Source organism: Parabacteroides sp. AF19-14, assembly GCF_003635485.1.
GTDB lineage: Bacteria > Bacteroidota > Bacteroidia > Bacteroidales > Tannerellaceae > Parabacteroides > Parabacteroides distasonis.
Genome location: NZ_QTMJ01000006.1, coordinates 98769 through 120651, shown reverse-complemented (window position 1 = coordinate 120651; position 21883 = coordinate 98769). Strand labels below are relative to the sequence as shown.

The window sequence follows — 21883 nt, the reverse complement described above, 5'->3', positions numbered from 1 at the left end:
CGCATATACCATTCGGGTATGTGGATTAAAAGGGAATCGGGTGTAAATCCCGGACAGTCCCGCTGCTGTGAAGCTCCGAAGAACATCTTGAAACAACACTATCGCCACTGGTTCTAGCGACCGGGAAGGCTTCAAGATGGGAGTCAGTCAGAAGACCTGCCATTCATTAAAGGCTGTTTTTGCTCGAGGGATTAGGAAAGCAGTACGAAAAGATAAGCAATATCTTAAAAGGAACAAAGACGTATGAAAAGGATCTGTTCGCACTGTCGTGCGACATTTGAATGGCCGGTAACCCTTTTGCCGGAAGAGGAAAGTTTGTCTAAATTATCAGCATAAGAAATAGAAAATATATTAGTAAATGTTGTTAGAATGGATGCCAGATTAAACTGGGATACTAAATGTTCAATATGTGTATCTCTGCCGAAGTGATTCGCCAGAGGTACTTTTTTATCTTAAATTAATATATACATGAATAGATATGGAATGGATTAATGAATTGTTATGGGGAGAAGGGGTAGGGCATTCTATCCTTTTGTTATCCGTTGTGATCGCTCTGGGGATCCAGCTTGGTAAACTGAAGCTATTCGGTATCTCTTTAGGGATTACCATGGTACTGTTTGTCGGGATCTTTCTCGGGCATTTCGGTTTTACGGCGAATCCGTCGGTCGTTCATTTTTTTAGAGAGTTTGGTTTGATCTTATTTGTTTACTCGGTAGGTATGCAAGTAGGCCCCGGATTTTTCTCTTCGTTTCGAAAGGGAGGGATCACGTTGAATATGCTTGCTTGCGGTATTGTTTTTCTAGGGGTGATTACTGCCTTGATTATACATTATATTACAGGCATTCCTATACCGACAATGGTAGGTATCTTATCCGGAGCAGTGACGAATACACCGGGATTGGGCGCTGCTCAACAGGCTTATTCAGATATGACGGGGATCTCGGATGAAACGATCGCTTTAGGATATGCGGTTGCCTATCCGTTAGGTGTGATCGGCATTATCTTGTCGATGATTTTTATCCGTTATGTTTTCCGTATCTCTTTTGCGAAGGAGACGGAACAATTGGAAGAAGAGACGGATACGGAATCGGGAGGAGAGGCTGTACCTATCTCTTTGGTGGTGAAGAATCCGGCGATTTTTGGTCGTAGCGTAAGTGAGCTATCTAAATTGTTGGAACACCGTGAATTTGTTATTTCCCGTATTTTACGTAACGATACGAATCGGATAGAGATCGTGGCGGGGAACACGGTATTGAATGGAGATGATAAGATTTTTGTTATTACCGCAGAGCATGACGTGGAGGCGATAAAGACTTTTATCGGTCAAGAAATACAGATGGATCGTAAGCAATGGATTCCGGCGGAAAGCCAGTTTATCAGCCGGCGTATTTTGGTTACCCGGTCTGAAATCAACGGTAAGCAATTAGGGGCTTTGCAGTTACGCCGTTTACATGGAATTAACGTGACTCGGATCAATCGTGCGGGGCTGGAGTTGGTAGCTACTCCTAATCTGGTCTTGCAAATAGGCGACCGGGTGACAGTGGTCGGTAGTGAATTGGCGGTGGAGAAAGTTGCCGAGACGCTGGGTAATTCAATGAAACGCTTGAATGAACCTAATTTGGTGACTATTTTTGTTGGTATAGTTTTGGGTATTATCGTGGGAAGTCTTCCTATTAGTTTTCCGGGTATTCCTCAACCGGTGAAATTAGGATTAGCGGGAGGTCCGTTGATCGTTGCGATATTGATAAGCCGGTTCGGTTATCGTTATAAATTGGTTACTTATACCACGCAAAGTTCTAATTTACTATTGAGGGAATTAGGAATCACGTTGTTTCTCGCCTGCGTGGGATTGAGTGCGGGTGAAGGTTTTGTCGATACGATAGTCAATAAGGGTGGTGTAGCTTGGATCGGTTATGGTTTTATAATAACGTTATTGCCTCTACTGATTATCGGTTGTGTGGGAAGGTATTTTTATAAACTGAATTATTTTACGTTGATGGGATTGATTGCGGGAAGTACGACCGATCCTCCTGCGTTAGCCTATTCCAATATGGCGGCAGGAAATGATGCGCCGGCGGTTGGATATGCGACGGTTTATCCATTGACCATGTTTTTGCGTGTGTTGACCGCACAGTTAATGATATTATTCTTTTATACATAGAATAAATATTTTGTTGTTAGTAATGTTTAGAAAAGTGTAAACTCCCTAGCCTTCCGCCGAAGTGATTCGCCGGGGGGCTTTTTTGTTGCTAATCAAAAAGTAAACATGTATCTTTGCGGCCAATCAAGGTGTAGATGTTATCGATTCCGATAATAATCAGTAAAAGGGAATCCGGTGCGAGTCCGGAGCTGTACCCGTAGCTGTAAGTCCTTGGAGCCCCGGCAAATCTTGTTGCCACTGCCTATCGGATAGGCGGGAAGGTAGCCGACAGAGGGTGGACGAGCCAGAAAACCTGCCATGATTTTGTTATGCGACGTTTCGGGTGAAGACGTTGGTAAATCTAAATGTTGCTATGCGAGATTTATATCTTATAAGATGCCTATGCGTTTTTAGCGCATGGTTATTCTCTTTGGGTGTCGCTTACGGTCAACAGATCGATACGACGGCCTATCACGAGCTTTCCGGGGTGGAAGTGGTGGAGAAGGTACGTCCGTCGGTCACCCGTGAAGGTACGCCTTTGCAAATTATGGACCGGGCGGGAATCGATCGCTTGGGAGTACAAGACCTATCCGAGGCCGTGAAACGCTTCTCGGGAGTTACGGTACAGGATTATGGGGGGATCGGAGGATTGAAAACGGTCTCGGTACGTAGCTTGGGAGCGAAGCATACCGCCGTCAGTTACGATGGGGTGACGATTACGGACGCGCAAAGCGGGCAAGTCGATATCAGCCGTTTCTCGTTGGATAATGTGGAGATGGTTTCCTTGTCAATCGGGCAGTCGGATGACATTTTCCAAACGGCAAGGGTGTATGCTTCGGCAGGCGCCTTGAATATACAAACCGGAAAGCCCACGTTTAAAGACAAATCGTTTCATACTTATCTTAAGGTTAAGGGAGGTTCCTTCGGGCTTTTTAATCCTGTGCTGCATTATGATCAAAAATTAGGAAAGCGTTGGAGCGCATCCTTACATGGTGATTTCGTGCGTGCGGATGGACAATATCCCTATACATTAATTAATGGGGAATTGGAAACGAGAGAGAAGCGAAGAAATAGCGATATCCATTCTTTCCATTTGGAAGGTAATCTATTCGGCGATTTTGGAAGGGGAGGCGAACTTTCCTTTAAGGCGTACTATTTTGATTCGGAGCGGGGGCTTCCCGGTTCTGTTAATTTATATAACAAGAACACTTCTGAACGATTATGGGATAATAACTTTTTCGTGCAATCGGGGTATAAGAATGTTCTTAATGAGAAATTTACGCTACGGGCCATGGCTAAGTATAATTATGCTTTTACTCGTTATTTAGATATAAATGATAAATATGCTGCGGGCGAACAAGTCGATTTGAATACACAGAATGAGTATTATGGCTCTGTAGGTTTGCTGTATACTCCTATAAAGTATGTATCGGCGACGTTGACTACGGATTTAACTCGCTCTATGCTGGACAATAATTTTGTGAACGGCCCTAATCCAAAGCGAATGGCCTCTCAATCAGTACTAGCGGTGCAATATAAGAACAGTCGATTCACGGCTACCGCTAGTTTATTGGGAACATATATCACTGATAAAGTGGAGCAAGGGGAAAAACCGGATGATAAGAGGCGTTTATCCCCGGCTGTAAGTTTGTCTTGGCGGCCATTCTCGGAAAGTACTTTGCGGATACGTGCCTCTTACAAAGATATATTCCGGGTTCCTACATTTACGGACTTGTATTACCTCCGTATGGGAAATACAAATTTGAAACCGGAAGAAACTTCCCAATATAATGTAGGGGTAACATGGAGTTCTTCCTGTGGGGATTGGCTGCGGCATTTCAGTATTTCGGCGGATGGATATTATAATACGGTGAAAGATAAGATCGTGGCTTTACCTACCATGTATGTTTGGAAGATGATGAATATGGGCGAAGTGGATATTAAAGGGGTAGATGTAAATTTATCTACACAATTCCGATTGCCCTTACGAATGAGCTTGCTTTTGGCTTCCACTTATTCTTTTCAATACGCGGTTGATGTGACAGATCCGGAAGCTAAGAATTATAAGGATCAGATTCCTTATACACCTCGTCATTCTGGCACGGTTTCCGTAACCTTGGAAAATCCATGGGTAAATGTCTCTTATATACTGACTGCGGTTGGTGATCGTTATGCATTGCCGCAAAATATAGATCGGAACAGGATTGATTCTTATATAGAACAGAGTATTTCTATAAATCGAGATTTTCGTTTTCGATATTTCGGTTTGCGTTTGCAAGGTGAATTGTTAAATCTTGCGAACGTGAATTATGATGTTATTCAGTATTATCCCATGCCGGGCCGTTCTTGGCGTTTAAGTATTTGTTTATCCTATTAGTAAACTATAAAAGTAAAGTAATGAAAAAGAAGAATTTAGTTTGTGTCTCTGCCTTGTGTGCATTGATGTCTTTCTCGTTTGTCAGCTGTGATGATGACAATGAGCCTTCACTGAACATACCAAATGTATCTGTAACTAATGTCAGTTTTACGGATGAGAATCCGGAAGCTTTAAAAGTTAGCGGAACCTTAAATTGGACAGCTCCGTCTTCTGTTGACAATGTAACAAAGTACGTGATTTATGGTTCCTCTGATGGAACCGCTAAAGATATGAAAATTGCGGAGGTAGAAGTTGGAACACATTCATATGCTATTACGGATGTCGTAAATATAGGCTATTTATTAGTTATAGCCGCAAATGCGGAAGGTGAGTCTTCTGTTTATGCTTCCGTAAGAGTTATTGATTTTGTGAAGGATAGTTCTTTCATGGCTTTATATTTCTTGAATTCGGGCAATATGGGAAATAACAACTCTTCTTTATATATGTACGACATAGAAAAGGATGAGGTTGTCCCCGATTATTTCTTGGCTCAAAATGGCAGGGGGCTGGGAGATACGGCACAGGATATGATCGTGTATGGCGATAAGATGTATATCGCGGTATATGGAGAGTCTACGATAGAAGTGACAGATCTGAAGGCAAAATCCATTAAGCAAGTCAAGACAGAGGGGCAGCCCCGTTATATGGTATCAGAGGGTGGAAAAGTCTATATTAGCTATTATAATGGATATGTCGCTCGTTTGGATACCGCATCCTTGGAGGTTGAGGCGAAAGTAAAGGTCGGACGGAATCCGGAACAATTGGCGGTATCTTCTAATAAATTGTTTGTCTCAAACTCCGGAGGTATGGATTACAGTACCGAGGTTGGGTATGATAAAACGGTATCAGTGGTTGATCTGTCTACTTTTACAGAGATAAAGAAGTTGGATGTAGTATTGAATCCCACACGGATACAGGCGGATGAGCAAGGAAATGTATATGTGGTTTCTATGGGTAACTATGCGGATATACCCAATACGGTACAAAAGATAAATACGGAGACTTATGAGGTTACTTCCCTTACGAATTGTCCAAACGCAACGGAGATGGCCTATGAGGATGGCAAGCTATTTCTGTTCTATGCGCAATGGGGAATGTCTAGCCCTGCATTTTTAACATTTGATACAAAGAGCCAATCTGCGGGAACGAGCTTTATTACAGATGGAACCTCAATACAATCCCCTTATTCAATCAGTGCCGTGGGTGGAAATGTCTATGTCGCAGAGTCTGATTATAAGAATAATGGCGATATCTATTGTTTCGGAGGTGACGGTAAATTGTTCAAGAAGTTTGAGGCCGGTTTAAATCCCATGAAAGTAGTCCTCGCTCAAAAAGATAATATCTAATGCGATTACTGATTCTCTTAGGGTTCGCTTTCTGGATGGTGGCATGTACGCCATCCGGAAAGCAAACTTCTTCCAAGGAAGCTCTTTCCTCTGATAGTATTCAATATGCCCAAGGTTTCACGGTTCAGCGCTTTGATACCTATATAATGGTGGAAGTTCGTGATCCGTGGGATAGCACCCGTCTGCTTCAACGCTATTTATTGGTAGACCGGACAAAGTCGGTTCCCGGCGGATTACCCAAAGGGACGATCGTGAAGGTCCCGGTAAAAGATATTGTGATTTATACTTCTGTTCATGCGGCTATTATTGATCAACTGCACGAAACCGATAAGGTTATAGGCGTTTGTGAGCCTCGTTATATGGATACTCCTGCCATACAAGAGGGTATACAGGCCGGAAGAATCGCTGATTTAGGTGAGGCTACCTCTCCGAATATAGAGAAAATGATAGAGATCGGCGCGGAACTCGTGATAGCTTCCCCATTCCAGAACAGTAGTTATGGGCCTGTCGAGAAGATAGGGATACCCATTATCGAAGGAGCCGACTATATGGAGGCATTTCCTTTGGGGCGTACGGAGTGGATTCGCTTTTATGGTTTGCTATTCGGAAAGGAAGAGATGGCCGATTCTATATTTAAAGAAACAGAGCAAGCCTATTTGTCTCTAAAGGACTTAACCGCAAATATAGATAATCGTCCTACTGTTTTGTCGGAGAAGAAGTTCGGCTCTTCGTGGTATGTACCATCCGGAGATAGTTATATGGCTCATCTTATCGAGGACGCCGGAGCCGATTATATGTTTAAGGATTTACCGGGTGCCGGAAGTACCCCCTTAGCATTTGAGACCGTGTTTGATAAAGCGATCCATGCGGATATTTGGCTTGTTAAATATAATCAGTCTTCTGAGATGACCTATAACGATTTACGCTCCGAATATACTCCTTACGAGAATTTCGACGCTTTTAAAAAAAAACGGATTTATACCTGTAATACAGGTGCAGTTCCTTATTACGAGGAATTCCCTATACATCCGGAATATCTATTGAAAGATTTAATCTGGATTTTCCATCCGGAGCTAGTATTCGGGTATTCTCCTCGTTATTTTAGAGAAATGCCCTGATTGTCTTAAAGGTTTCATATCTTTGTTGAAATGTCGTTTCTAGACAAATAAAGGTATTAGACTATGAAGATAAAAAAGGTATATGCTGATGCTTTAACTACATTAGCGAAGGGAACAGATGCCGGGATTTACAGGTTGAATCCCAAACGAGTTGAAATCGTGAGTTGTGAGCAGGATGTAAAACGTGTTCTTGCTGAATGTGAGAAGACTGGTAAATCTGTAACCTTTAAAGCTGGGGGGACCTCTTTATCTGGCCAGACTATTTCAGATTCTGTATTGATAGAAATCAGTCCTGACTATGGAAAGGTTAAGATTTCAGGAGATGGGAGTTTGGCTAAATTCCCTTGTGGTATAACTGGAGAAGAGGCGAACCGCTGGTTGAAACCTTATGCCCGTAAGCTAGGGCCTAGCCCTGCCTCCATCAAATCCGCACGTATCGGCGGGATCGTAGCGAATAACTCGAGTGGTTCTAGCTATGGTATTATCCATAACTCCTATAATACGGTCCGGGATATGGAGATTATCTTTGCGGATGGAGCCTTTTTGGATACTTCTTCGTTAGCGAGTCGCAGGGATTTCATGCAAACGCATATAGGCTTATTGGAAAAGTTGATGAATTTCCGTTTGGAGATCTTGTTGAATCCGGACATGGAAGACCGGATTCTATCTAAATATGAGTTGAAGAATACATGCGGTTATGGAATGAACTCTTTCTTGGATTATACCGATCCATACGATATACTCATGCATTTAATGGTTGGCTCGGAAGGAACCTTAGGGTTTATTTCTTCGGTTACTTTCGAGACAGTCCCGGATGAGTCTTTAAAAGCTTCCGCCTTGATTTATTTCCCCTCTTTGATAGAAGCATGCAGAGCCATAGACCCGTTACGCCAATGCAAGGTGTCCGCCGCCGAGTTGATGGATAGAAACGCCTTACATGCGGTAGAGGATGAACCGGGGATGCCGGAGATATTACATTCTTTACCCGAGGATGCGGTAGCGTTGCTGATCGACACGTCTTCTAATTCGGAAGAAGAACTTCAAATCCAATTCCGGGATATAGAGGAGCGGCTAGCAGATATACAGACCTTATATCCGGTATCATTTACGACCGATCCGAAGCTTTACGCTACTTATTGGCGGGTACGAAACGGTTTATTTACTTCCGCTGCGGGAAGACGGCCACGGGGGACGGTATCTATTATTGAAGATATTGCTTTCCGGGAAGAGGTTTTAGGAGAGGCTTTGGAACAAGTGCGTGGGGTCTTGTCGGATTATGGATACGGAAATGCGGTGATGTGGGGACATTTATTGGATGGGAACGTTCATTTCACGATTTTTCCGGATATAAACGCACAGGAAGGTATTGATCATTACGCTTCTTTTATGCGTAGCCTTGTAGATGTGGTACTTTACTACGACGGTAGCTTGAAAGCGGAGCATGGCACGGGACGAAATATGGCTCCATTTGTTAAAGATGAATGGGGTGAGGAGATTTATGAGTTGATGTGGAAGATCAAAAGGCTCTTTGACCCGGAAAATATATTAAATCCGGGTGTCCTTTTAAATCGGGACCCGGATGTGTTTATAAAGAACTTAAAGCAAATACCGTTGGCGAATGAGCTGATCGATAAATGCATCGAGTGTGGTTTTTGTGAGATACAATGTCCGTCAAGGCATGTGACATTGACACCCCGGCAACGTATCGTGATCTATAGGGAATTATCGGCTTTGGCGGAACAGGGGGAAACAAACTCTAAGCGATATAAAGAACTCAAGAAAGCCTTTAACTATAAAGGTAACGCTACCTGCGCTACCGATGGCCTATGTGCTACGGCATGTCCGGTTGGCATTAATACCGGTTTATTGATCAAAGAGTTACGGTGGAAAGAGAATGGTGTCTTGGCGAATGCTATCGCTTCGGGCATCGCCGGGAATATGGGAACCGTAACGGGTATGCTTCGTCCTTTGCTTAAGCTGCCCCATGTGCTTTCAAAGCTGGTGGGGTATAACGCATTCGAGAGATTTGCCTCTTTCTTGTTTAGGGCTTCCGCTCATAAATTCCCGCTTTGGACTCGGCATACACCTTCTGGCGCGTCAAAGTTCAAGGAACTGACGGGTGTAGAGAATGGGATGGAAATGGTTTATTTCCCGTCTTGTATTACCCGTACGATGGGAGCTTCAGCTGATTATGAAGATGTGGATTTTGTAAGTGTAACGGAACAAATAATCGCTTTATTGACAAGAGCGGACTTTACGATTCGTTATCCTGAGAATCTAAGTAAGCTTTGTTGCGGCATGGCTTTTAGCAGTAAAGGGTTCCGGAAGCAAGCGGCGCAGAAGGCGGAGGAATTGAATGAGGCTCTTTTGCGGGCGAGCGATAACGGCCGCTTGCCTATTTTGTGTGACATGAGCCCTTGCTTGCTGCATATGAGGGAAACCTTGGATAAACGTTTACGATTATATGAACCTGTGGAGTTTATCTATGACTTTATGCGTGATCGTCTGAACTTTACTAAGTTGCCGGTTACGGTAGCGGTACACTCTACTTGTAGTACAACGAAGATGGGAGTACAAGACAAGCTGGTGGAACTGGCGGGCTTATGCGCGAACCGGGTGGTCTCTCCCGCTCAAGTTACTTGTTGCGGTTGGGCGGGCGATCGTGGTTTCTTCTATCCGGAACTAAACGCTTCCGGTCTTCATTACTTGAAACCGAACTTGCATGGGGCGACGGAAGGATATAGCAATAGCCGTACGTGCGAGATCGGTTTGACGATGAATAGTGGGATATCCTATAAATCGATCGTATATTTAGTGGAAAAGGCTACTCGTTAAAAATCAAAAACCCCGGTTTCGTACAACTGAAACCCGGGGCTTTGTAGTTTGGCATTCGAAATTATAGGGAGTTTTATTTCATAGATTTTTTTTATTCATATTATGCGTAACCGTTAAGCATTCCGTTGAAATACATCGGTTTTAAAATATATACCTTTAAGATCCAAGCAAGCCATTGCTCTTTTGATGTATCGATCATCGAGAATGGGAATGAAACGTCGGGTTTCTTTTCGTAGTCAAACTCACAAAGCAACACATGGCCGTAATCCGTGACGATCGGGCAAGCGGCATAACCGTTGTATTTCTCGGTCGGCTCTTTGCCTTCCATGAGCGCGATCAGGTTCTTGGCGGCGATAGGTACTTGCTTACGGATAGCGGCAGATGTTTTACTGGTCGGGATACCGGCTACATCACCCAGAGAAACGATGTTCTGGTATTTCTTATGTACCAAGGTCTCTTTATCGACCATTACCCATGCGTCCGCGGCCAATTTACCTTCTGTCCAACCTAATCCGGCATCACGAACGAAATCAGGAGCGGACATAGGCGGGGTGAAGTGTAAGAAATCGTAATCCTCTACGAACGGCGTTACGATCTTTTCTTCGCCTTTTGTCTCTATCTTCTCAAAATGTACTTGCTTCGCGGATGTGTCTACACCTTTTACACGTACATTCAAGTTAATAGGTATGTTACGTTCATTATATATTTCTAGCAAGCGAGGTGTGAAATACGGGATATCGTATAGTTCCTTCGAAGCGGTAAAATAATTCAATTGCAGCTTGTCGCGTGTCCCTTGTTTCCTTGCGTAATGCTCGGATAATAAACAGATCTTTTTGGGGGCGCCACCACATTTATGTTTTGTATAGGTATCGGTATAAATACCTTTGCCTCCTTTTTTAGCGAATTCTTGAAGAGCTTTCCATGTCTTTTGGGCTCCTTCGAAATCGTAAATAGAGTTTGCGTTTCCTTGTCCCAAGGTATCGTGGGTAATACCCTCTACTTTTTCCCAGTTACATTGTAATCCCGGGGTCAGTACTAAAAAGTCGTATGGAATCTTTCCGTTACTTTTGGTCGTTACTTGATTCCATACGGGATCAACCGCGGCGACCGAGTCCTTTATCCATTTTATACCGCTAGGCATACAATCCTCTTGCTTCTTCCAAACATCTTCCGGTTGGTACACACCTGAGGCGATCAGAGTGAATCCCGGTTGATAAAACTGACGATCGCTGGGGTCAATCAGGGTGATATCCGGTTCATCAAGCCAATGTTTTAATCGGGCAGCCATACTGATACCAGCGGCTCCTCCACCGATAATAACGATTTTACCTTTTGCGCTGCTTGAAAAAGCGTTTGCTTTTCCGGTATTAGCTCCCGCGATCAGTCCTGTCGCCGCTAATAACTTAAAGAAATGTCGTCTGTCGACACCTTTCTTTTCTAGCGCATCTAATTGTTTCTCCAGTTCGTGTTTCATCATGTCGAAAGAATTTAAGATTTTATTCGCCGGCAAAGGAAACATAATAAATTACGGTAGCCATGAAAATGACTACTACACGACTTGCGCAAATGATTTTTTTATTGAATAAGACTACTACAAGACTTTCTCAATCTCTTTCTATGTGTGTTTAATATGCTGTTATATAGAATATTATATATTAAGCATATTCTAGAAAATATTTTTAGTAGTTCATTAAGAAATCGACAAGATTCGTATCCCCATCAAGGGCTAATCGCTTTCTTAAGCGGTATCTTCTTAGCTCGATAGCTCGTACGGATACATTCATTAACGACGCAATTTCCTTCGTGGAAAGGTTCATGCGGAGTAAACAACATATGCGCAAATCGCCTGCCGTTATATCTGCGTATTGCTGGCGTAAACGATCCATGAAATTCTGGTGGGCGCTATTAAAATAGGTCTCGAACTGCACCCAATCCGCTTGATCGTTCAAGGTAGATTCGATCAAGGAACGTAAACGGGTATATAACTTATTGGGATATCGGTCACCCAATGTCTCTTTCTGCTTATCCAGCTCTTCCAACAAAGCTTGGATTGCCTCGTTTCTTTTTACCAAAGCTGTTGTCTGGAGAGTAAGCTCATTGTTTTTGTTTTGCAACTCCGTTTCCAGCATCTCGCTTTTCATTTGTTGAAGCCTTTGCTGTTCGGCTTGTCGTTCAGCTTCCAACATTTCTTGTTCTTTTTTTCGTAAGTTCCTTAAATGATACCGAAGCCCTTCTTGAATGGCGAACCATATCAAAGCGACGTAGATCAAATAGGCCCATACGGTATTATACCAAGGAGGGCGCACCATGATTTGCATCGTGATCTCGGGAAACGGACCCCGGGTTACATATTTACGTACCCTTAGCTCATAAGTTCCTTCCGGAAGTTGTAAGAAGGTAATTTTGCCGTCTTTCTGCCAAGAAGACCAATCGGCGGATACCCCTTCCAGCTTATAACTGATTTGGTGATTAGGGGTGAATACCGTTGTCCCGATGTATAGCGAGAGTTCTTGGAAGTTATGGGGCATGTTGATTCTTTGAGTATCTGGATATAAATAATGTGTACCTTCTTGATCTTGATACTCGATGCGCATAAACCGTGGCATCGTCAATCCTCCTAGGCTTCCCTCTATTAATTGGCGGGTGTTGATTAATAGGGTTCCTTGCATGGCGGATACCAAATCAAGAGAATCATTCAAGGGGATGATCCGTTTGCCGTTGGTCACCAGATTCAGATCGTAATTATCGAATAGGATCCGGCATTTTAAAGTTCCTGTACCGTTTTCCCGATGGAAGAGTCCGGCCTCATTCTGGATCGTGAGCCAATACAAATTGTCTGGAACCGGGTAAATACTTTCTGCGTTGGCGAATACGCCCAATACATCTTTATTCTTAAATAAAGTGCTTACCGATAAATGATTGTCGGCCGTATCCGGATGGATATATGAACGTCCGATCTCACCGGATATCGGGGTAAACTTATCACCAAACATCAAGCTCCGGCTGAAGTAGCCGAGATTTGTCCGGATATAGAGGCGGTTATCCTCTTTTACAGCGTCTTCCAACTTTCCGATCTGGCTTCTTTTACCTAACATGGCGATGGGAGGATTGATATCTATTTGGGAGATACCATTATCCAAGGCGACCCAGATTAAGTTATTATCCTGTACGCAGATGGAACGTACGATATTATCTTGTAACTGATTATTGATGTTGAGATGTTGAAAGATCTCCCCTTCGTCGTTGGTGATATAAATGCCGGACGTAGATGTTCCCGTGAAATTGAGACCTCCGGCGCTAGCGAAAGAAGTAGGGTGCTTTTCCTCGATTTCTTTCGGGATCGTGTAGTTCGTCTCGGGGTTATCGAAACCGACGTGCGATGGGAGCGTATCGATCGGATGGTATTCCAGATTCCCGAGTTCGTCGTATAGCCAATAGCCTAACGATGATTTGCCTTGGGTATAGATAGAATCGTTCTGGAAAGATACTTTATAAATAGGGGTTTTATCCGGTAATGGATATGTGTTCCATGTATTCCCGTCAAAAGTAACCAGACCGGAATTATTAGCTACATATAAGATGCCATGATAGGAAACCGCTAAATCCCAATTCTGGCAACTAGCCTTATAATCGTCTACGGAATAATTTTGTACGAGGATAGAGGGAGCGACCACAGACGCACGCAAGGCGAAAACCGCCAGTATAGATAATAATATGATAAAAGGTAGCCGTCTGTACATGGTCTTTAAACTATAGAGACAAGGCATAAAGCCTTGTCTCTTTATATTACACACATGCAAATATAATCAAATTTTGATTACTTGTACTCCTGCCAGCTCTTAATCTGTATATCTTCTACGTTCATATTGCAGAAAGCGTCGATAAAGGCGCTAGCCAGACGGGCGTTCGTGATCAATGGAATGTTATGATCGATCGCCGCACGGCGGATCTTATAGCCATTGGTCAACTCACGTTTGCTATGATCTTTCGGGATATTTACTACCAATTCGAAAGCGTGATTGCTGAACATATCCATGATATTCAAATCACCTTCCTCATCCGGCCAGCAAACGGCGGTTGCCTTGATTCCGTTATCGTTCAGGAACTTGGCGGTTCCGTGCGTACCATAGATCGTGTAACCCTTGGCATCTAGCATGCGGCAAGGCTCCAATAGATCGACCTTACTCTTAGCTGCGCCGGAAGATACTAAAATGTTCTTCTTAGGAATACTGTTGCCTACGGCGATCATGGCGGAAAGCAAAGCCTCGTTGAAATCGTCGCCGATACAACCTACCTCGCCGGTGGAGCTCATGTCCACACCTAATACAGGGTCTGCCTTGTGCAAACGGGCGAATGAGAACTGGGAAGCCTTGATTCCGATCCAGTCGATATCGAATGCGCTCTTATCCGGTTTCGTATACGGAGCGTCCAGCATGATGCGGGTAGCCGTCTCGATAAAGTTGCGTTTCAATACTTTAGATACAAACGGGAAACTACGTGAGGCACGTAAGTTACATTCGATTACTTTCACGAAGTTATTCTTCGCCAAGAATTGGATATTGAACGGACCGCTGATATTTAACTCCTTTGCGATCATCTTGCTTACTTTCTTGATGCGGCGGGCTGTCTCGAAGTAAATCTTCTGAGCTGGGAACACCAAGGTAGCGTCACCGGAGTGAACACCGGCGAACTCGATATGCTCGGAGATCGCGTACTCAACCACCTCGCCATTCATAGCGACAGCGTCGAACTCGATCTCTTTCGTTCCTTGCATGAACTCGGATACGACCACCGGATATTCCTTGGAAACCTTAGCGGCCAAATCCAAGAACTCGATCATCTGCTCTTTCGTGTGGCAAACGTTCATCGCCGCTCCGGACAATACGTAAGACGGACGGATCAAGATCGGGAAACCTACTTTCTCGATAAATGCGTCGATCTCTTCCATGCTGGTAAGCTCTGCCCAACGAGGTTGGTCGATACCTAGCGAATCCAACATCGCGGAGAATTTATGACGGTTCTCGGCACGGTCGATCGATAGCGGGGAAGTACCTAATACCGGAACATTCTGGCGGTACAGTTTCATCGCCAAGTTGTTCGGGATCTGTCCACCTACGGAGACGATCACGCCCTTCGGCAATTCCAGATCGATCACGTCTAGCACGCGCTCGAATGAAAGCTCGTCGAAGTACAGACGGTCGCACATATCGTAGTCGGTAGATACGGTCTCCGGGTTATAGTTGATCATGATCGATTTATAACCTAGCTTACGAGCGGTCTGGGCGGCATTCACCGAACACCAGTCGAACTCAACGGACGAGCCGATACGGTAAGCTCCGGACCCCAAGATAATCACGCTCTTCTCATTCGGGTAGTAGGTGATATCGTGCGGCGTGCCGTCGTAAGTCATATATAGATAGTTGGTCAATTCCGGATGTTCGGAAGCGATCGTGTTGATACGTTTCACGGTAGGGAGAATGCCCATTTTTTTACGCAAGTTACGTACGCGGATATTCTCTTTCTCCATATTTCCTTCCGGGTTCTCTACGTAACGAGCGATCTGGAAGTCTGAGAAACCAAGGCGTTTCGCCTCTTTCAATACATCTTCCGGAAGATCCTCGATCTTGTTGTAACCTTTCAATACGTTGGCGTAATCCACGATATTCTTCAAGCCCTCCAAGAACCAGCGTGTGATCTTTGACAACTCATGTATCTTGTCTACGCTATATCCCTGTTCCAAGGCTTGCGCCACGGCGAAGATACGCAAGTCGGTAGGGTTCGCCAACTCCTCGTCCAAGTTATCGAAATGGATATCGTTGTTACCTACGAAACCATGCATTCCTTGTCCGATCATACGAAGACCTTTCTGCATGATTTCCTCGAAGCTCTTACCGATCGACATGATCTCGCCGACGGATTTCATGCTGGAACCGATCTGGCGGCTGACACCCACGAACTTCGTCAAGTCCCAACGCGGGATCTTCACGATCATATAATCTACCTCCGGCGCTTTGTACGCGGAGTTCGGAGTACCCATCTCGCCGATCTCGTCCAATCCGTAGCCCAACGCCAACTTAGCGGCGACGAAAGCCAATGGATAACCGCTGGCCTTGGATGCCAAGGCGGAAGAACGGCTCAAGCGAGCGTTCACCTCGATCACACGGTAATCGCAAGTCTCGGAGTTGAAAGCGTATTGGATATTACATTCACCCACGATACCTAAGTGGCGGATCGTCTTGGTAGAAAGTTCTTTCAATAAATCTAATTCTTTCTCGGTCAAGGAGCAAGTCGGAGCTACTACGATACTCTCGCCGGTGTGTACGCCTAGCGGGTCTACGTTCTCCATGCTCACTACCGTGAAGCAATGGTCGTTCTTGTCGCGGATCACCTCGAACTCGATCTCTTTCCAACCCTTCAAAGATTCCTCGACCAAGATCTGGGATGAGTAAGCGAAAGCGCTTTCCGCCAAGGTGCGAAGCTCGGCCTCGTCCTTGCAGATACCACTGCCCATACCACCTAATGCGTAAGCGGAACGGATCATTACGGGGAAACCGATCTTATAAGCGGCAGCCACGGCGTCGTCCATGCTTTCTACGGCTTGGCTGATCGGGGTCTTCACTTCTATCTCGTTCAGTTTCTTAACAAATAGGTCACGGTCCTCGGTGTACATGATAGCCTCAACGGATGTACCCAATACTTTCACGCCATATTTAGCCAACGTACCGCTGGTGTAAAGTTGAGTACCGCAGTTCAAAGCGGTCTGCCCGCCAAACGCCAATAGGATTCCGTCCGGTTGTTCTTTTTTGATAACTTCCTCCACGAAGTAAGGAGTGATAGGCAAGAAATATACCTTATCGGCTACTCCCTCGGATGTTTGGATAGTCGCGATATTCGGATTTAGCAATACGGTACTGATCCCTTCTTCTTTCAGAGCCTTTAACGCTTGCGAACCAGAGTAGTCAAACTCCCCGGCCTGTCCGATCTTCAGGGCACCCGAGCCCAGAACAATCACCTTTTTGATATCACTTTTCGACATAGTAATTTGGGTTGTTTTGTTTATTATAATGATTTTAGAATATTATACCTTTATATTATATCACCGGACCGATGGACACAAAAAAAATGCGTTAGTAAAAGTAACCAACGCATCTTATATAACCAAATTATAATCCCGTAAAATAGAGAAAAGAGCCTCAACCTCCGACATATAACCGGAATAGAACTTCGGATTATCCTTATGTGTCTTGTTTGTCATCTGCTCTCTCTTCAAAATTTCGGCAAAGATAGGGCTTTTGTTTGAAAGAACAAGTTATTTTCTTAAATTTGTAGTATTGTATCAGAAAAAAGAAAGCTTATGGCACGAATAACGATTCCTTATGCGGTAGCGGATTTTGTAGAGATGCGGGAACGCAATTTCTACTATGTGGACAAGACCGATTTCATTCCGGGCTTGGAAGACTATAAGGCTCCAGTCTTCTTGCGTCCCCGTCGTTTCGGGAAAAGCCTGTTTATCTCTACCTTGGCCTGTTACTACGACCGTACCAAGGCCGACCGGTTCGAGGAACTGTTCGGCGGGACTTGGATCGGGGAGCACCCGACGGAGGAGCATAATCGTTATATGATCGTGCGCTATGATTTTTCCAAGATGGTGATGGCCGATGACATGGAAGGGTTGGAGCGGAATTTCAACGATCTGAATCGTTCTCCCGTGGAGATCATGGTAACGCATAACCGGGACTTGTTTAAGGATTTTCAGTTCTCCAGCAAGAAAGAGGCCTCCAAGATGCTTGAGGAAGCTTTGGGGTACGCCCGTGAGCATGGACTGCCTAAAGTGTATGTGTTGATCGATGAGTACGATAATTTCACCAATCAGTTGTTGACGGCCTACAAGGATCCGCTCTATGAGCAGGTAACCACGAAGGATAGTTTCCTGCGCACTTTCTTCAAGGTGATCAAAGCGGGTATCGGCGAAGGTAGTATCCGTACATGTTTCTGCACGGGGGTTCTTCCCGTCACGATGGACGATTTGACAAGCGGATATAATATAGCGGAGATCCTGACCTTGCATCCGAGGTTTCTGGATATGCTTGGTTTTACGTATGAGGAAGCGAGCGCTTATCTTCGTTATGTCCTTGACAAATACGGCACGGGGCAGGACTCTTTTGAGGAACTTTGGCAACTGATCGTGAACAACTACGACGGCTATCGTTTCCGTCCTGGCGCGGAGCCTTTATTCAATTCCACGATCTTGACCTATTTCTTTAAGAACTTCGCCACGATGGATGGTATGATCCCGAGTGAGCTGGTGGATGAGAACCTGCGTACGGATATCGGTTGGATCCGTCGCTTGACCCTCTCGCAAGAGAACTCCAAGGAGATGCTGGATGCGTTGGTGATTGACGACGAGTTATCCTATAACGTTTCCGACCTGTCGAGCAAGTTCAACAAGAGGAAATTCTTCGACAAGAACTTCTATCCGGTCAGCCTCTTTTATCTGGGTATGACCACGCTGCGGAATAATTACCGCATGGTGCTACCCAACCTTACGATGCGCAGCATCTACATGGACTATTACAACGAGATGAATCATATAGAGGGAAACGCCCAACGCTATGTGCCTACTTACGAGCGTTTCACGGAAGAGCGTCGTTTCGAGCCGCTGGTACAAAACTACTTCGAGCAATACCTCGGGCAGTTCCCGGCGCAGGTGTTCGACAGGATCAACGAGAATTTCATCCGTTGCTCCTTCTTCGAGCTTTGTTCCCGTTACCTGAGCAGCTACTATACGTTCGCCATCGAGCAGAACAATTCGGCGGGCCGTTCGGATTTCGAGATGACCGGTATCCCCGGTACGGACTATTACAAGGATGACCGGTTGGTGGAATTCAAGTATTTCAAGGTGAAGGAGGCGGAGCGCATGCTGGCGCTCAGCGATCCCCGTCCCGAGGACGTGGCGCAAGTACTCGCCTACGCCAAGGATACCAAGGAGAAGTTCCCGTACTACCATGTCCGTTCCTACATTGTATATATCTGTGCCAACAAAGGATGGAAATGCTGGGAGGTGACTCCGTGATATCAATCCAATTGCTTTATTAATAGTACTTTGTGGTGCCAATGATGTGCCATGCTATTGGCACAGTTGTGCCACCATGCTGGCACGCCCGTGCCACCTCGATGGCAAAGGCGTGCCACTGCGATGGCACACGCATGCCACGGTGATGGCACGTTCGTAACATGGGTAGTGGCACAAGCCTCTCTTCCTTGGTTTACCAGTCGTACTCTTCGAAATAAGCGTCGAAGTCTTTTGGTTCCTTCACCCCACAGCGTTTAAGCGCATTCAATACGACCTGTTGTTCGGAGGGTGAAAGCGGCCTTTCTCCCTTGCGGACACGGTAGTAAGTACGCCGGCTGAAGTGCCTCATGAGTCCCGGGATAACGGAGAGCATCTGTTTGTGCGGCAAGCTCTCCAATAGGCTTACGAATCCCGCGGCATAGCGTACTTTCTTGTTCGGACGGTAATAAGGGCAAGTTCCCTTCAATGAGGCGAGGTGTCTCGGGCTGATGATCTGCCAATAGGCCGTCTCGTCGGGCATACTTCGCTCCGCCAGTTGCCTAAGGCAAGTAGAGGCTTTGGGGCATTGCCGGTCTAGGCATAGGGTATATTGGTTGGGGATTGTAGCGTTGTCAAGTTTTTCTTCCATATTTTTATGTATAAATAGTTTGTTATCGTGGTATTTCCGGATTAAATGATTGTTCTCCCGCGAATGTAAATATAAAATGAAGACAGATACGGAATTTACGGTTTAATTGTCTGGTTGGGCCTCAATATTTGTTGGATAAGTGCCGTGATGCGTTTATTTTATTTATATGTGAATATTCTTGATAAAAGATTAGGACGATAAGAAATATTTTGTATACATTTGTGAAAATACATCTTGGATGTATTTGATAAACTGTTAATAAGACCTGCTTTTTTTCTTTCCAGTTTCTATGGTGATGAAGGCCAGTCCAGTAAGGAGCCTAATTACTATAGGGTTTTTAATTATGAACATTTGAATAGGAGGCTCAATCTTGATTGGGATGTGGAGCCGGTGCGTAACAATGATGGGTGAGAGGTAATCTCGCTTTCGTTGGATAACCTAGATACGAATGATCTCATGGATGCGATCATTTTGTAGGTTCGGCGTAGATTCGGTCAGACTGGCGGAATTGGATAGACGATATCTATTTTGTTGGGTATTCTCGTTAAAGGTGATTGTTTTATGTACTGCTTCAGTTGCGGTCCGGTAGGCTGTATGGTGAGTTTGGTATATGATAATGGCCTTGTATTATGAATTTTATTTCTGGAGAATTTAAATTTTAAGACCATGAAGACGATTAAATCTTTTTTGTTTGTGATGTTTATGTTGCTTGCTAGCAATGCGATGGCTAATCCGATTCTCGGTGAAGTTAATGAATCTGAGCCTGTAGAAGGAGCAGTTACTGGGAGTGAGACTCTTATGATTTATTTGTCAAATTTCTATGAAACTCCGGGGCATAAAGAAGCGGTGGCTCAAGTGGTACGACCTGGCACTTCTGCGGATTTACCTCTACTCCCAATCGGTAATTACACATATGAGTGGACTATAACTCCCGGTGGAGCTACTACTTCTGCGAATATGTGGCCTACAAATGCACGTAGAGGGGATGTGAGTGTCAACTTTAACACACAGATCAGTTCTCGTGTAGAATTGGAATGCAAGGTCTATCTAAATGGTAGTTTATACGATACCTTGTCTTATTTCTGGTATTTATACTAGCTATATGTTTCGTTGATGTTCGAGAGGTGGGCTTCAGAAACGAAGCTCACCCTTTCGTTAGCATTGGATAAAGGTCGGAATATATTTGTTCGTACAGCTTAATGTTTGGTTGATATGAAAAAACTTTTTCTTTGTTTGTTCTTTTTGCCAGTTCTTATCGGTTGCATCACCGACTTCGCTCCCGAAGTGGAGGGTGTACAGGGAATCTTAGTGGTGGATGGAATGATCACCTCGGGAGAATCCGTGTTCCGGTTGAACCGGAGTATAAGTATTACGGGAGACTTGCGTGATAATGACGCGATCTCGGATGCCGTGCTGAATATAGAGCGGAGTGATGGGGTATTGTTTGAGGCTAGGCAAGATGAGAAGGGTGTTTACAAGATACAGAATGGAGAATTCGATTTTAATTTAGCGTATCGCTTGAACCTTGCGGTAGACAATAAACAGTACCAGTCTACTTTCTTGAAGCCCTTGTTCACTCCGGAGATAGATAGCCTTAGTTATCAGAAAAGAGGTCGTGAGGAGCCGGTGACCATTCATGTCTCCAGCCATGCCGGGAAGGATAGTCCTCCCTATTATCGTTGGAGCTATAAGGAGAACTGGGAGGTTCAATCTCCATTGTACGCTAATGCTAGAGAAGAAGGATTCGGTAATATTATTTGGCATAATCCTTATACACCCGACAATCTCTATCATTGTTGGGTAAAGGATTCCTCGAAGATATTGCTGATAGGCACCACCGAAAAGCTGGCTGAGAATCGGCTGGCGGAACACAAGCTATTCGAGATCTCTGCGGCAGACGAGCGATTGTCTATCTTGTATCATGTGGAGATCTCGCAGATGCAGATCCGTAAGGAGGCGTATGATTATTTCAAGATGTTGCAAGAGGAGATCGAGCGCACCGGCAGTATCTTTAGCCCGGTCATGTCGGCTGGTGATAATGGAAATATTTTTAATATATCCGATCCAGATGAATTGGTGATAGGGTATGTTGAGGTGACTAGTTCGACACGGAAGGGAATGTATCTCTCGTATGAGGATGATCTATATGTCCCGGATAAGATTATCCCATGCGAGATCTATCCAAAGGACTTTCCTATGGGAGGTTTGGCTTGGTATCAATATCCGGATTCGAAGACTTATCCTCGATGCGTGGATTGCCGTCAGGGGAAGGCCACGAAGGACCGGCCGTCTTGGTGGCCGAACGATCATTATTAATTTAAAATAGG

At 44.7% G+C, this 21883-nt stretch carries 12 protein-coding genes and 2 riboswitches; of the genes, 8 read left to right on the top strand and 4 right to left on the bottom strand.

Annotated elements, in window-relative coordinates; genetic code table 11:
- Window positions 1-179, top strand: a riboswitch (cobalamin riboswitch).
- Between the two features lie 299 nt (window positions 180-478).
- From DWX33_RS08245 to DWX33_RS08225, 5 genes are all read left to right on the top strand, one after another.
- Window positions 479-2161: a putative transporter gene (locus DWX33_RS08245; RefSeq protein ID WP_005859616.1), complete on the top strand. Its 1683-nt coding sequence runs from the start codon at window positions 479-481 to the stop codon at window positions 2159-2161.
- Window positions 2162-2270: 109 nt separating this feature from the next.
- A riboswitch (cobalamin riboswitch) is annotated at window positions 2271-2476 on the top strand.
- A gap of 37 nt (window positions 2477-2513) precedes the next feature.
- Window positions 2514-4517, top strand: coding sequence for a TonB-dependent siderophore receptor (locus DWX33_RS08240; protein ID WP_034526476.1), 2004 nt, complete (start codon window positions 2514-2516; stop codon window positions 4515-4517).
- Window positions 4518-4537: 20 nt separating this feature from the next.
- Window positions 4538-5902, top strand: a complete 1365-nt coding sequence (locus DWX33_RS08235) for a DUF5074 domain-containing protein (RefSeq protein WP_005859612.1) — start codon at window positions 4538-4540, stop codon at window positions 5900-5902.
- Window positions 5902-7020, top strand: a complete 1119-nt coding sequence (locus DWX33_RS08230; protein ID WP_005867452.1) for an ABC transporter substrate-binding protein — start codon at window positions 5902-5904, stop codon at window positions 7018-7020. Before DWX33_RS08235 ends, DWX33_RS08230 begins: the two co-directional genes overlap by 1 nt.
- Before the next feature lie 63 nt (window positions 7021-7083).
- Window positions 7084-9855, top strand: coding sequence for an FAD-binding and (Fe-S)-binding domain-containing protein (locus DWX33_RS08225; protein WP_121961564.1), 2772 nt, complete (start codon window positions 7084-7086; stop codon window positions 9853-9855).
- Window positions 9856-9955: 100 nt separating this feature from the next.
- Here the strand turns inward: DWX33_RS08225 and DWX33_RS08220 are convergent, their stop codons facing one another.
- The 3 genes from DWX33_RS08220 to carB all read right to left on the bottom strand — a co-directional run bounded on the left by DWX33_RS08220 (window position 9956) and on the right by carB (window position 16891).
- Window positions 9956-11332 carry an NAD(P)/FAD-dependent oxidoreductase gene (locus DWX33_RS08220; protein WP_005859606.1) on the bottom strand — a complete coding sequence of 459 codons (1377 nt, stop codon included), beginning with the start codon at window positions 11330-11332 and terminating at the stop codon, window positions 9956-9958.
- A 202-nt stretch (window positions 11333-11534) separates the two neighbouring features.
- Window positions 11535-13595: a transcriptional regulator gene (locus DWX33_RS08215; protein WP_170106227.1), complete on the bottom strand. Its 2061-nt coding sequence runs from the start codon at window positions 13593-13595 to the stop codon at window positions 11535-11537.
- Window positions 13596-13672: 77 nt separating this feature from the next.
- Complete coding sequence (gene carB, locus DWX33_RS08210) at window positions 13673-16891, bottom strand: carbamoyl-phosphate synthase (glutamine-hydrolyzing) large subunit (RefSeq protein ID WP_005867460.1); 3219 nt, start codon at window positions 16889-16891, stop codon at window positions 13673-13675.
- A gap of 318 nt (window positions 16892-17209) precedes the next feature.
- Here carB and DWX33_RS08205 point away from each other — a divergent pair, with 318 nt between their 5' ends.
- Complete coding sequence (locus DWX33_RS08205; protein ID WP_044546325.1) at window positions 17210-18928, top strand: ATP-binding protein; 1719 nt, start codon at window positions 17210-17212, stop codon at window positions 18926-18928.
- A 193-nt stretch (window positions 18929-19121) separates the two neighbouring features.
- Here DWX33_RS08205 and DWX33_RS08200 read toward each other — a convergent pair whose 3' ends face one another.
- A complete protein-coding gene (locus DWX33_RS08200; protein WP_199486262.1) occupies window positions 19122-19556 on the bottom strand; it encodes a DUF6078 family protein in 435 nt (144 codons plus the stop codon).
- 666 nt (window positions 19557-20222) lie between these two features.
- Here DWX33_RS08200 and DWX33_RS08195 point away from each other — a divergent pair.
- Entirely contained in the window at window positions 20223-20654 is a 432-nt protein-coding gene (locus tag DWX33_RS08195; RefSeq protein WP_122380184.1) for a hypothetical protein, read from the top strand.
- Window positions 20655-20768: 114 nt separating this feature from the next.
- On the top strand, window positions 20769-21872 hold the full coding sequence (locus DWX33_RS08190) for a DUF4249 domain-containing protein (RefSeq protein ID WP_122380183.1): 1104 nt from the start codon (window positions 20769-20771) through the stop codon (window positions 21870-21872).
- Window positions 21873-21883 lie beyond the last annotated feature (11 nt).

What these genes read in the sequence shown, in the direction of transcription:
- DWX33_RS08200 (WP_199486262.1), bottom strand. Translation starts at nt 19,556, where the DNA reads ATGGAAGAAAAACTTGACAACGCTACAATCCCCAACCAATATACCCTA.
- carB (WP_005867460.1), bottom strand. Translation starts at nt 16,891, where the DNA reads ATGTCGAAAAGTGATATCAAAAAGGTGATTGTTCTGGGCTCGGGTGCC.
- DWX33_RS08230 (WP_005867452.1), top strand. Translation starts at nt 5,902, where the DNA reads ATGCGATTACTGATTCTCTTAGGGTTCGCTTTCTGGATGGTGGCATGT.
- DWX33_RS08235 (WP_005859612.1), top strand. Translation starts at nt 4,538, where the DNA reads ATGAAAAAGAAGAATTTAGTTTGTGTCTCTGCCTTGTGTGCATTGATG.
- DWX33_RS08225 (WP_121961564.1), top strand. Translation starts at nt 7,084, where the DNA reads ATGAAGATAAAAAAGGTATATGCTGATGCTTTAACTACATTAGCGAAG.
- DWX33_RS08205 (WP_044546325.1), top strand. Translation starts at nt 17,210, where the DNA reads ATGGCACGAATAACGATTCCTTATGCGGTAGCGGATTTTGTAGAGATG.
- DWX33_RS08220 (WP_005859606.1), bottom strand. Translation starts at nt 11,332, where the DNA reads ATGATGAAACACGAACTGGAGAAACAATTAGATGCGCTAGAAAAGAAA.
- DWX33_RS08245 (WP_005859616.1), top strand. Translation starts at nt 479, where the DNA reads ATGGAATGGATTAATGAATTGTTATGGGGAGAAGGGGTAGGGCATTCT.
- DWX33_RS08190 (WP_122380183.1), top strand. Translation starts at nt 20,769, where the DNA reads ATGAAAAAACTTTTTCTTTGTTTGTTCTTTTTGCCAGTTCTTATCGGT.
- DWX33_RS08215 (WP_170106227.1), bottom strand. Translation starts at nt 13,595, where the DNA reads ATGTACAGACGGCTACCTTTTATCATATTATTATCTATACTGGCGGTT.
- DWX33_RS08195 (WP_122380184.1), top strand. Translation starts at nt 20,223, where the DNA reads ATGAAGACGATTAAATCTTTTTTGTTTGTGATGTTTATGTTGCTTGCT.
- DWX33_RS08240 (WP_034526476.1), top strand. Translation starts at nt 2,514, where the DNA reads ATGCGAGATTTATATCTTATAAGATGCCTATGCGTTTTTAGCGCATGG.